The organism is Enterobacter sp. CGMCC 5087 (genome assembly GCF_003144775.1).
Classification (GTDB): Bacteria; Pseudomonadota; Gammaproteobacteria; order Enterobacterales; family Enterobacteriaceae; genus Enterobacter; species Enterobacter cloacae_M.
This window is the reverse complement of record NZ_QFXN01000316.1, coordinates 1-11,947: the sequence shown is the minus strand read 5'-3', so window position 1 is coordinate 11,947 and position 11,947 is coordinate 1. Positions and strand designations below refer to the sequence as shown.

The 11,947-nt window shown below is 55.5% G+C and carries 14 protein-coding genes and 1 pseudogene; 9 read left to right on the top strand and 6 right to left on the bottom strand.

Annotated features, from left to right (window positions below):
* From DEO48_RS25730 to DEO48_RS25705, 7 genes are all read left to right on the top strand, one after another.
* Positions 1 to 145, top strand: a 145-nt coding sequence (locus DEO48_RS25730; protein ID WP_146198346.1) for an AlpA family transcriptional regulator, incomplete at its 5' end; no start/stop codon positions are given.
* A 291-nt stretch (positions 146 to 436) separates the two neighbouring features.
* Entirely contained in the window at positions 437 to 859 is a 423-nt protein-coding gene (locus DEO48_RS25725) for a putative zinc ribbon protein (protein ID WP_109846688.1), read from the top strand.
* A complete protein-coding gene (locus tag DEO48_RS25720; protein ID WP_109846687.1) occupies positions 847 to 1,266 on the top strand; it encodes a putative zinc ribbon protein in 420 nt (139 codons plus the stop codon). The genes DEO48_RS25725 and DEO48_RS25720 overlap by 13 nt, the downstream gene beginning before the upstream one ends.
* 82 nt (positions 1,267 to 1,348) lie before the next feature.
* Positions 1,349 to 1,630, top strand: a complete 282-nt coding sequence (locus DEO48_RS27300) for a hypothetical protein (protein WP_258306209.1) — start codon at positions 1,349 to 1,351, stop codon at positions 1,628 to 1,630.
* Positions 1,631 to 1,637: 7 nt separating this feature from the next.
* Positions 1,638 to 1,907, top strand: a complete 270-nt coding sequence (locus DEO48_RS27295) for a hypothetical protein (RefSeq protein WP_258306208.1) — start codon at positions 1,638 to 1,640, stop codon at positions 1,905 to 1,907.
* Positions 1,908 to 2,011: 104 nt separating this feature from the next.
* The gene (locus tag DEO48_RS25710) at positions 2,012 to 2,644 is read left to right on the top strand and encodes a DUF2913 family protein (protein WP_109846686.1); all 633 of its coding nucleotides are present in this window, start codon (positions 2,012 to 2,014) and stop codon (positions 2,642 to 2,644) included.
* An 8-nt stretch (positions 2,645 to 2,652) separates the two neighbouring features.
* Complete coding sequence (locus DEO48_RS25705; protein ID WP_109846685.1) at positions 2,653 to 3,273, top strand: hypothetical protein; 621 nt, start codon at positions 2,653 to 2,655, stop codon at positions 3,271 to 3,273.
* A 143-nt stretch (positions 3,274 to 3,416) separates the two neighbouring features.
* Here DEO48_RS25705 and DEO48_RS25700 read toward each other — a convergent pair whose 3' ends face one another.
* From DEO48_RS25700 to DEO48_RS25680, 5 genes are all read right to left on the bottom strand, one after another.
* On the bottom strand, positions 3,417 to 4,583 hold the full coding sequence (locus DEO48_RS25700) for an alpha/beta hydrolase (RefSeq protein ID WP_109846684.1): 1,167 nt from the start codon (positions 4,581 to 4,583) through the stop codon (positions 3,417 to 3,419).
* A gap of 90 nt (positions 4,584 to 4,673) precedes the next feature.
* Positions 4,674 to 5,558: a 3-hydroxybutyrate dehydrogenase gene (locus DEO48_RS25695; protein ID WP_219933025.1), complete on the bottom strand. Its 885-nt coding sequence runs from the start codon at positions 5,556 to 5,558 to the stop codon at positions 4,674 to 4,676.
* Positions 5,542 to 6,279 (bottom strand): acetoacetate decarboxylase, encoded by a 738-nt coding sequence (locus DEO48_RS25690; RefSeq protein WP_109846683.1) that lies wholly within the window; start codon positions 6,277 to 6,279, stop codon positions 5,542 to 5,544. The genes DEO48_RS25695 and DEO48_RS25690 overlap by 17 nt, the downstream gene beginning before the upstream one ends.
* A gap of 88 nt (positions 6,280 to 6,367) precedes the next feature.
* Positions 6,368 to 7,561, bottom strand: coding sequence for an enoyl-ACP reductase FabV (gene fabV / locus DEO48_RS25685; protein ID WP_109846682.1), 1,194 nt, complete (start codon positions 7,559 to 7,561; stop codon positions 6,368 to 6,370).
* Between the two features lie 116 nt (positions 7,562 to 7,677).
* A complete protein-coding gene (locus tag DEO48_RS25680) occupies positions 7,678 to 8,094 on the bottom strand; it encodes a MaoC family dehydratase (RefSeq protein WP_109846681.1) in 417 nt (138 codons plus the stop codon).
* 340 nt (positions 8,095 to 8,434) lie between these two features.
* Between DEO48_RS25680 and DEO48_RS25675 the strand changes: the two genes are divergently transcribed.
* On the top strand, positions 8,435 to 10,015 hold the full coding sequence (locus DEO48_RS25675; RefSeq protein WP_109846680.1) for an acyl CoA:acetate/3-ketoacid CoA transferase: 1,581 nt from the start codon (positions 8,435 to 8,437) through the stop codon (positions 10,013 to 10,015).
* A 130-nt stretch (positions 10,016 to 10,145) separates the two neighbouring features.
* Entirely contained in the window at positions 10,146 to 11,078 is a 933-nt protein-coding gene (locus tag DEO48_RS25670) for a LysR family transcriptional regulator (RefSeq protein ID WP_109846679.1), read from the top strand.
* Positions 11,079 to 11,146: 68 nt separating this feature from the next.
* Here DEO48_RS25670 and DEO48_RS25665 read toward each other — a convergent pair.
* Positions 11,147 to 11,534, bottom strand: a pseudogene (locus DEO48_RS25665) (transposase); the annotation flags it as partial.
* Positions 11,535 to 11,947 lie beyond the last annotated feature (413 nt).

Sequence of the window (11,947 nt, the reverse complement as noted above, 5' to 3'; positions counted from 1 at the left end):
CGGGATGACCGACAAATGGTTCTACAAACTGATTGGCGACGGGCTGTTTCCGAAACCCATCAAGCTGGGGCGCAGCTCCCGCTGGTTCAGAAGCGAAGTGGAAGCCTGGATGCAGCAGCGTATTGCTGATTCCCGTGGTGTCTGAGCAGAGAGGATATCTGAATGGAAAAAAGACGCCGCGCTCAACCACAGAACATCCCGGTTCGCTGGAAGTGTCCCCGTTGCCAGCGACAGTACTGTGGTGCCAGACCCTGTCCCGTTTGTTTCAGACCCACTGGCGCACCTGCGCAACAGTAACCTTGCTGTATCCCTGGACCTGCCATCGCCGTTACCGACCCGCTAACGCATAACTGACCCGCCGTTCGCACCCTGCCACGCTGCCCGTACCGGGACGGCTGACGCCTGCGTGTCGTCTGGCGGTAAGGAGAGTACCACTATGTATGCAAAATCCTTTATGGCTCTGGACGGCAACGGCCGTCTCACAGGAGCCAGAACCGCGCAGACGGCGCCGTATGACCACTATACCTGCCACCTCTGCGGCAGTGCACTGCAATACCATCCTCAATACGACTCTGAACGCCCGTGGTTTGAACACCAGACAGCAACGCTTTCGGACAGCGGAAGACAGCACTGCCTGTACGTGAAACCGGAAGCCAGTGCACTGAGGCTGGCAGGGCGTCTGCAGCGGATTATCCCGGACGCTACGCCCGTGGTCCGCAGGGCAGACTGGTACTGTAATGGTTGCGACAGCGATTACCACGGCGAACGCTACTGCATGACCTGCCGGACGGGTGAGCACAGTTATACGTCCGATGATGCTGATAGCCGGATAGCGGAGGTGGTGCTATGCGTATGCTGAAATGTTACCTGGCTAATGACCGTGAAGGCCACTTCGCGACAGCCGGGGAGGCCGTGAGTGCACCGGGACAGATATGGAACTGTGCGTCCTGTGGCTGTCGGCTGAGACTGCATGCCAGTATGCATGAAGACCCGTGGTTTGAGCATGACCAGCAGACCGTGGCCCGGCATGTGCTGATGGCCTGCGCCCATCTTGACCCGGAAGTGAAAGCAGAAGCCCGGCACCGAAAGCTGCGCAGTCTCATCAACGGGCTGGAAACGACGGTGATGGTGCTCTCCTGGTACTGCGTATGGTGCGGTGAGCATTACCAGGGCGTGAAGCATTGTCCCCGGTGTCTGACCGGTATCTACAGCATCGAAGAAGCGCACTGGCGGATGAATTACTGCTGCAACACTCTGCCCGGGTAAGCCCCGTGATTGCTATTTACATCAGGTATACCACCCTGCCTGCCGGCGTTCTGCCGGCTTCAACCCTGAGAGATAATTTCCCATGAATGACCATCACACCGGCACAGTTGCCGGCAACGCTGTGGATGCCGAAAACATTCGCGCTTTTCTGCAACAGGCCGTTGACCATTACCCGCGTCTGGTGGCATTCAGCTTTACGCTGGTGCTGCCGTACGGCGAAACTCTGGCCGATTACCACGCGTTGATTTTACGCTTTCATACTGAGGTCTGGCAGCGGACGGGTGAATACTCACAGGCGCGCCGAACGCCGGAGTTCGCCACCGACATTGTTACGCTGGGTGTGGGAGGCGGCCTGCGCACCTGAATGCAAAATGGTGCTGATGCTCAATCTCGATACGCTGGGGACAGAACGAAACCCGCAACTGACCGACAGTGCGCTACAGGTGCTAAACGGCATCATCGCTGAAGCATGGCAAACGGTGGCCGGTACAGCCTGCACAGGCGTAACGAGTATGGCGCAGAACATTATCAGCCGCGCTGGCAGGGACGCTTTCACTACGCCTTTTAACCGGCTAAAAACACGAGTGCAGGAAATGACGCTGCCCGTGATGACAGCCAGAACGGGCGTTATCAGACTGTGAATGTGCTGGCGGTCTGACGATGATAAAAGGCGTGAGACACTCGCGTGGGTACTTCGCCGCCACCCGGGCTTTTCCGGTCTGCGCTCTGCCGATATACTTCCGGCATGAAACACACTCACAATACCTTACCCCCTGAACAAACCGTGGTCGACCTTGCCCATCTGGCATGGTGCGCCCGGGTTGCCCTGTGTCTTGCACAGCAGGACGGTCAGGCCCTTTCACCGCTGACCATTCATACGTTTTTATTGCGCTGGCTTGCGGCTGCACAAAAACAGCGTCGGTTCCCCCGGTCAGTTGCGCCTGAGCTTAACAGCCTGCTCAGCCTGGGACGGCAAAAAGGGCCCGCCGCGGGCCTTGAACAACGCCTGGAGGGCCTCCTGAATGCCTGCGATAACCCGGTGACGTCCCCGCCAGATTTGTTACGTCTGACCCGGGTGATTGAGCACCTGAAATCCCTGGGCTGGGTTAACGCGGTGCTGGCGGATGATGAATGGCAGCCACAGACGCTGATTGCTGAGTACGCGGGGTCAGCGGCCTTTCTGGTGAGGAAGTCTGAGCTAGGATGCAAGTTTGAGGTAAGTGGCAGACTGACGGGTGAGATTACGTTTATGGTGGTCGGGGACAGCGGTGTGGTTGTCGATGCGCTGAGTACGAGGGGGCTTGATTGCATGCTTCGTGAGCAATATACGGGTGGGTGTTTGTTGACGCTGGTGCCGCCTGCTGATACTCAGGAGTGAATGACTATATGGAAAAGATGCCAGACGGAACGCCGGTCGTATGGCAGCGCCTGTTCGATGAGCAGGCATTTACGAATGAGCATCGTGAAATGTTAAACCAGAGTCCTCGGAACGCACTGTTTGAGATGGTTGCTGAACTGGCCTGTTGTCATCCAACTGCGGGTGTATTATTGAAAAATAAATGGCTGACGGCACCGGATAACATCCTTTCTCTGGTGACCTGTGAGTACGATAAAAGAACATGGGAAACGCTACATTTCCGGCGTGAAGAAGACGCTGAACGCTGGTTACACGAATTATCTGCTGCTGTTCTTGCGCCACTGGACAATGTGAGCCAGGAACATCTTGATTTGGCTGAACAGTTTATTCTGCGACTTATTGATGATCAGCCGCGTTTGCAGGATGTGATCGGTGTGGGTGATGGCTGGTCGTGGCATTGTGAACTCTATGCGATGTTGTTTCGGATCATACTCAGAAATGCAAAAAACAGGCCAGCATATCTGAAGCAACGTATAACAGAAATGCTGGACGATCCCACGCTCGATTTTTCGATAACGGATGTTGAATGGCGAGTCAATTTTCCACTGGATAGCGAACTGAAAGCGGTGCTCCTGGCGTTTATTGACTGAATGTGTACCAGTGGCCAGGGTTATAACGCTGTGGACAAGGGAAATTATCAGTGAGTGGGGAGTGTATTGTAACGGGCGGAAAACGCCCGAACATTCAGCGTTTTCCGCCTGTGGTAATACGCACGAGGGGCGAGTCCGTCGTTTTATTTCTTCTGGTTGTCTGTCGCGCCGTTTACAAACTCGCCGATGGCCTGCCAGGTGGCTTTCGCCTCTGACGGCACCAGGTTTTCCAGCATCAGGTACGCATGCACCACCTCCGGGAAGTGCACGTGCCGCACCGGAATGCCCGCCGCCTTCAGGCGCGCCACAAACGCAAAGTCCTCATCGCGCAGCGGGTCAAGCCCTCCGCTGAACAGCAGCACCGGCGGATAGGCTTTTGTCACCGGCATATACAGCGGAGAGTGAGCCCGACGGTCCTCGTCATGCTGAAAATACTGGTCGAAGTACCAGCGCACTTTGTCCTCATCGAGCAGCTTCCCGGTTCCGTTCTCCTTCACGGACGGCCAGTTCAGGGTGTAGTCCAGGCTCGGGTAAATGAGCACCAGGCGGTCAATCAGACCGGGGTGAGTGGACTGCAGCTCAGACGCCAGCGTGGCGCTGAACGCTCCGCCCCCGCTGTCTCCGGCCAGGGTCAACTGGCGTGTATACGGAATATGCTGGCGGTCCAGCAGAGGGTATGCCTGCAGCAGCGCTGCCCGGGCATCCTCCAGCCCTGCGGGGTACGGGTTCTCCGGGGCGCGGCGATAGTCCACGGCAATCACTGTCTCGCCGGTGCTGACTGCCAGATGGCGGGCTACCGGGTCGTAGACGCTGACGGAGCCACTCAGGTGCCCGCCGCCGTGAATAAAGAACAGCACACCGGGCGCCTTCCGACCTGCCACGCTCTTGGCTATCGGGCGCTCCGCTGCCCCGGAGGCCAGTGTGTCGGTCTGACGGTGGTAAATCCGTACCGGAATACGCCGCCCGTGCAGGTCCAGGTCCACATTCTCCACCGCCAGTTCGCTCGTCGGTGGCACGGTGTACTGTCGGGTCAGGGCGGCCAGCCCTTCGCGGGCGCTCAGGGTGTTATAGTGCACGCCTGGCGCACCGGCATGCTGCGTCAGCAGGGCTGCCAGCGCCGGGGGCGGGGCGCTGCTGAGCGGGCCGTTCTTTTGTTGCCATTGTTGGGCATATTGCGACTGTTGCATCGTTAAAGGGCTGGCGTGGCCTGTCCCGCAAAATAAACTGACGCTCAGCGCCAGACCGCAGGGCAGGCAACAGAGCGCCCGTTTGAATGTTCTGACCTGGAGGCTACCGGTATCCTGTTTCATACATTATCTCCGTGATGATGTTTGTGTTGAGGCTAAGGCCCGGAGCTGTGCCCCGGGGCTGAGTGTCTTCATTAAAGACACGCAGTACATTTACTCCATCATCCAGCCGTGACTCACCAGCAGGGACTGCCCGGTCAGTGCATTTGTCTCAAAGTCCCCCAGGAAGACCGCCACATCGGCAATGTCTTTCTCTGTAGTAAATTCGCCATCCACCGTTTCGGCCAGCATCATTCTGATGACCTCGTCTTCGGTGATACCCAGTTCCCGGGCCTGTTGCGGAATTTGCCTGTCAACGAGCGGTGTACGGACATAGCCCGGGCAAATCATGTTGGCCCTGACCCCCTGAGGTGCCCCTTCTTTGGCCACCACGCGGCACAATCCCAGCAGACCGTGTTTGGCGGTCACATAAGGGGCCTTAAGCTTCGACGCCGTTTTGGCATGCGCAGACCCCATGTAGATGATGCTGCCACGTTTCCGGGCGTACATGTATTTCAGGCAGGCGCGGGTGGTCAGGAAGGCACCGTCCAGATGAACGGCCAGCATTTTTTTCCATTCCGTCAGCGTGAACTCTTCCACCGGGCGTACAATCTGGATCCCGGCGTTACTGATTAGAATATCGATAGTGCCGAAATGGTCCGCCGCGCTTTTAACGCCGTCATTGACCTCAGACTCATTCGAAACATCCATGGTGACGCCAAACGCTTCACCGCCCAGCGCCCGTATCTCCTCCACGGTGCGGATGACGGCTTCAGGTGACAGGTCCGAAATCACCACCCTGGCACCTTCACGGGCATACTGCAGTGCAATGCTTTTCCCCAGACCGCTGCCGGAGCCGGTAATCAGTGCAACTTTATTCTTAAGCGACATATTCATTTTTCCTTGTTCATTATTCATATCCGGTGTCTGCAGGAGAACGTCGTCCCCGTTCAGCACCGGCGTGATTTCAGTGAGCCCGCCATCAGGCGAGGTAGTCATACACGACCTGCCCGTGCGTCAGGGTCAGGTCCGCGATGTAATGGCTGGCAGACAGCATTTCCAGTACGGGCAACTGTGCCACCGGTGCCAGTGCATGCGGGTGCAGCTCCAGCGCTCCCGGCCCGGACCAGGCCCCCTGCAGGCGGATGTCGCTCAGGTGATGCTGAACCAGCTCACAAATCCGGGGGCTGCCATCCACGTGCGGCATGATTTTCAGCAGGAAATTGGGTTGCTTCAGGCTTTCCAGCAGCGCGGCCTGGTCCATTTCCTGGTATTTGTAGCCCATGGTGCCGGTGGCAATACGGACCGGGCCGTAATCCAGCGTGCCGACGAGGGTGTCCTGACACACCGCCATATGCGGATGCGCATATTTCTTGGGAAATCCCCAGATTTCCCGGCCACCGGCAATCGGGGCGTGGTCGTCCAGATACATGGCATGGGTATAATTTCCCTTACCCCCCTGAAAACTGACCGGTATGACCTGCCCGCTTTCGGTGTAGTTGCCAAAGCCGGTCGAGTCCGGCATGCGGATAAACTCATATTTTACAATCGGCTCAGTCACTTCCAGGGGCTCGGGGACCACGGCCCTCAGCGCTGCCATGTCGGTCCGGTAAGTCAGCACCAGGTACTCCCGGTTGTAAAAACGATAAGGCCCCCGGCTGAAGGCCGGGCTGGTCAGTGGCATGGCAAAAGCCTGCTTTCGTACAGCATCTGTATTCATGTCAGTCCTGATAAATGGCCGCCATAAAGGTGCTCCCGGTACTGAGCCGGGAAACACGGTTGTTGACTGACGGCATGGTTGGTAAAGGTTATGGTTTCATCGCGGCCAGCGTTGCCGGGTCGATATCTGCACGGTAATCCACCCCCGGAAGACCAAACCCATTCAGGGCATGAAACTCCTGCAGATAACCGGAAAAGTCGCTGACGGTCATGAAGTTCTCGGGTGTTACCTGTTTACGTAGTGCTTCTACCTCTGCCTGAACATCGGCGCGAAGCTCCCGCTCGTCAATGCGGATAAGCCGCTGGTCATCTACGGGTGTTTCGCCACGGATGGGATAGAGCATTTCCGCCATCAGGCGATACATCTGTTCGATGCAGGTTTCGTGGAGATGTTTTTCCTTCATCACCCGGTACAGCAGGGCAATGTAAAGCGGAAAGACCGGGATAAAGGCGCTGGCTTTGGTGACCACGGCCTTGCAGACGACGACGTGCGCCTGTCCGCCTGTGGCACTGAGCTGGTTATTGAGTATATCGGCAGTGCGGTGCAGGTGCGTTTTGGCTGCCCCCAGCGCACCATCCCTGTACAGCGGCCAGGTGGATTCGGGGCCGATATAGGAATACGCCACGGTTTTGACATTCTTCGCCAGAACACCGGCCTGGTTCAGCCAGTCAATCCATAGCTGCCAGTCCTCTCCCCCCATCACTTTGACGGTATCCTGCAACTGCTGGTCGGAGACCGGCTCCAGCGTTTGCCGGGTCAGGGTCTGATGTTCAAGGTCAAAGGCTTCACCGCTGAATGGCGTATTACGCACGCCGAGCGTGGAACGATAGGTTACCCCATCCGGGGCCGTACGAACACCGGACGCCAGGGAGTACACCACCAGATCAACCTCTCCCCCGAATTCATTGAGGATGTAATCGGTCACCTGACGGCGCATCTCATCGCTGAAGGCATCCCCGATGAAGTTACGGGCAGTCAGTCCGGCGCTTTCTGCGGCTTCCCGAAAAGCGATATTGTTATACCAGCCTGCCGTACCCGGGCCTTTCTCATTCGGTCCTTTTTCAAAGGAGACGCCAATGGTATCGGCTCCGCCGCCAAAGGCCAGGGCAATACGGGAGGCAAGGCCATATCCGGAAGAGGCGCCAATCACCAGGACCTTTTTGGGGCCCTTAACCGGTGGGACACGTTTAATATAATTAATCTGTTGCTGTACGGCAGCCCGGATGCCATAAGGGTGACAGTTCCTGGCAATGCAGCCTTTAATAATGGGTTCAATAATCATTATTTATGCTCTGTGTTGAGATAATAAATCAGGGAGTATATTTTTCTTGCGAATCCTGTCGTAAAGGTATTTCAGTCAGGACCCTCGAATATATGTTTTTTGCAGCATTATCTTTTTCATGCTTTTGGTGGCATGGCGGTTGCGGTACCGGTAATCACCACCACACCGTCCTGATTGGTACAGGTCGTCTGAAGCCGGACCCGGTTCTTCTCTTTGTTAATCTCCGTCACCTGCACCGTGGCGGTAATGGTGTCGCCGATATATGTCGGATGGGTAAACCTCATGTCCTGCCCGAGATAAATTGTCCCGTTGCCAGGTAACTGGTTTCCCAGCACGGTGGATATCAGGCCGCTGACCAGAATACCGTGGGCCACGCGGTCCCCGAAAATGCTGTCCTTACCGGCAATTTTATCGATATGGACCGGATTCATATCGCCGCTGGCGGACGCGAAATTGATGACGTCCGCTTCGGTAATGGTTTTACGAAATGATGCTGTCTGACCTGTCGTCAGCTGTTCAATGGTAAAGGACATTGCTACCGCTCCTGTGTTCTGAAGGTGACGGGTATTACCCGTATATTGATTCAGTGAAATACGGGATGTATCAGGGGGTAAATATCCCCGTTAATCCGGAGGGAAATATAACGAGGCAGCGTCCCCTCTGTGAAATATTTCCCGTGCAAAAGTGTTTTTCATTTATGGCTTAAATCAGGGCGGTATTTAACGCGGGTATCCTGAGAATTTCTGTGCTGCATTATTCTGTTTTTGAAAAACTGTTTTTCGCCGAAACGGTTCTGAATTTATTCCGGAAGGTTTTATCGTGACGTCGTCAGGATGTTTTTTAAATAAACCACAACAACGAATGAGTTCAGAGATGAAGCGAGTAAATTTTATTTCAGCCGAAGAGGCTGCCTGTCGTATCCGGGACAACGACCACGTCATCCTGGGCGGTTTTATTGGTGCAGCTGTCCCGGAGGCGATAGAAAGAGAGACGGGTGAGCGTTTTCAGCGTGAAGGCCACCCGAGAAACCTGTCCATTTACTTTACCGCCGGCCAGGGTGATGGGGGTGACAAAAGCGTCAATCATATGGCGCAGGAAGGTCTGGTGTCCTTTGTCATTGCCGGGCACTGGGGGCTGAGCCCGAAACTCCAGACGCTGGCGATTGAAGAAAAAATCAGAGGATACAATCTGCCCCAGGGGGTGATTGCCCAGCTGATGCGTGATTCGGCCTCCGGCAAACCCGGTACCATCAGCCACGTCGGGCTGGGGACGTTCGTCGACCCTCGTCAGGAGGGCGGGAAAATCAATGCGCTGACTACTGAAGAGTGGGTAGAGGTGGTGACCCTTGGCGGAGAAGAGTGCCTCTTTTATAAGAAAATCCCGGGTAACGTCGCCCTCCTGCGGGGAACGACTGCCGATGAACACGGCAATATCACCATGGAAGATGAGTGTCTGCTGCTGGACAATCTGGCGATTGCCCAGTTGGTGAAAAATAACGGCGGACGGGTCATTGTGCAGGTGAAACGCCGGGTGCCTGCCGGGACGCTAAAACCGCATGACGTTCGTATCCCGGGGATTTACGTTGACGATATTGTGCTGGTTGATGACCTGAATGACCATATGCAGACGTTTGCTGAAGTCCAGAATGATCGGTACAGCAGTCAGGGGGACGACGACAGGGCATCCCCTTCACCCGTCAGGATGGATGTGAAGAAAATCATCGCGAGACGGGCGGCGATGGCACTGAGAGAAGGGGCTATCCTGAATCTCGGCATCGGCGTCCCGGAAGTGATCGCCGCCGTTGCCCATGAAGAGGGACTGTCTGACCGGCTGTTGCTGACCGTGGAGCCGGGCGCAATCGGCGGGACGCCGGCCGGGGGGCTGAGTTTTGGGGCATCCTCCCTTCCAGAAGCGATTATCACCCAGGATCAACAGTTTGATTTTTACGACGGGGGCGGACTGGATCAGGCTTTTCTCGGTCTGGCGGAATGTGACAGACAGGGGAACCTCAATGTCTCCCGTTTCGGCCCCAAAATTGCCGGGTGTGGCGGGTTTATCGACATCACGCAAAACACCCGGGAAGTCTATTTTTGCGGGACATTTACGGCGGGTAAATCGGACATCCGCATCGAAGAGGGAAAGCTGAACATTGTCAGAGACGGCAGCATTCGTAAATTTATTCACCAGGTACAGCAGGTAACCTTTTCCGGGGAGAGGGCCGTCAAATCCGACAAGACGGTACTGTATATTACCGAGCGTGCCGTGTTCAGGCTGACGCCTGAAGGGCTGGAACTGACTGAAATGGCACCGGGCGTGGATTTGCATCGCGATATCCTGAGCCAGATGGACTTCGCACCGTCAATAAGCCCTGCCCTGAAAATCATGGAGGCGAAAATATTCAGTGAGGGGCCAATGTCTTTGTCATTACGGTCACCTTCTGAAACAAAGCGCTGATGGTGTTTACTATCCGCACGCCCGTACCATAGCCATATACGTCACCAGGCAAACAGTGCGGCCTGATAAACCCGCGTTATTACAGTCTGCCGGTTATCAGTGGCAGACTGTCTTCAACAGGATTTTCACCATGCTGGATAAAATTGAATTTTTTTGCTCCGTTGTTCGACTGGGTTCGGTGGGCAGGGCATCTTCAGAGCACCGGATCTCCGTCTCCGCCGGCAGTCGCTGGATAGCCGAACTGGAAGCGCAACTGGGTATGACGTTGCTGCACCGGACCACCCGAAAGGTGATCCCCTCAGAGGCAGGGATGTCGCTGCATGAAAAGTTCTCCCCGATCCTGAAGGAGGCGGGGAGTGTGATAGAAGAAATCCGGGGGAAAGAGGACGATTTGTGCGGGCAAATCCGAATATCCTCCACCCCGTTATTTGCCCGGAACGTGCTTCCGCATGTGATGGCGTCCTGGCTGCGGACGCATCCGGGCACGCGATTTAAGGTGGTGATTAACCCCTTTCTGGCCGATGTGGTGGATGAGTATGACTTTTCCATCAGGGCAAATGCCAGCCACATTGGCAAACCGGGACTGCCGTCGGGTGATACCTGTCTGCGACTGTACAGTGAGCCTCTGGTGGTGATTGCCACAAAGCATTATCTTTCGGGGCGTAGCGATGTCAATACACCTGATGACCTGATGCACCATAACTGCCTGTTTGCCTCAAGCCTCGTGGGAGGAGACCGCTGGGAGTTCCGTCAGGGAGATAAGCATGAATTTTTCAAAATCCCGGATACGGTACAGTGCGATGACTCTGAGGTATTGCGCACCCTGGTGCTCAATGATGCCGGTATCGCCTGCCTGCCCCGGCAACTGGTGCAGCAGGATATTAATGAGGGGAGGCTGGTTGAACTGTTGCCGGGATTCGTTGCCAGTACCTTTGATATCTGTCTCTACTACCGAAAATATGAATTCACACCCCGACGTGTAGTGAATTTCAAAACCTGTCTTGAAAATTACTGCCGCCAGCCAGAAAACATGATCAATCTCTTTAATCTGTCCTCGCGGTGAATTCAGGAAGGAGGTTTGAGCTAAATTTCCGTAATGTTGCGGGCAACGCATTCTGGATTCCAGGGGGCGGTAACCTTTGAGACCAGCACCGGCGAGACATTGGCGTCATACAACTCTTTAAACGCGGTGGTCATCCCTTTGGCGTACAGCGATAAAATCTGGTTATCCATGCCAGTGATCCGGGGCTGGTTCTTCATCACCAACTGGGGGAAGGAACCATCGCGACCGCGTGGCGTACGCAACTCCAGCGGGCCATCGTCGGTGATAACGGTTTTTGGGTATAGTCGTTGCGGGCGTTGGTCGATGGATTGGGCTGATGTTTATCGTAGCCGAGGTGATGGGGCATTTCGGCATTGAGTTTCGCCTCGACGCTGATTTTCTTTAGCAAGCGATCGAACTGGTTGAAGTCCTCAGGGGGAGTTTGTTAACCAGAGCCTGCAACTGTTTGTCGTCCATAAATTAGCCTGTTTTTTAATGTTGGATTGAACATCTCAAAATCAGGCAATTACGCAAATCTATGTGCGGGCTCATTACGTCGCCAGCTTACCCCTTTGCATACCGGACCAGGTGTATTCAGTCGCGTACTGGTATGGGCTGCCGGTCCCGGCATGCTTCCTCGCTCTCTTTCCCTTTACTTTTTTTGTCGCAAAAGTTCGGTGTATTTAACGTATTGAATTCGGCTGAAACACGCTGTTAATGCTTTGCCATTGTGGGGTTAATCTCCCGTGGGTAGCATTCACCTCCATGTCAGGGAGACACAGACCGCCACTCGCTCAGCAAGACAGAGCCGGTGACACTGATGTTGCAGGTGCGGGGGGGCAGCCCCCGGAGGCGGTCCATTCTGGCTTTTCGGCCTGCGATGAAGGGTT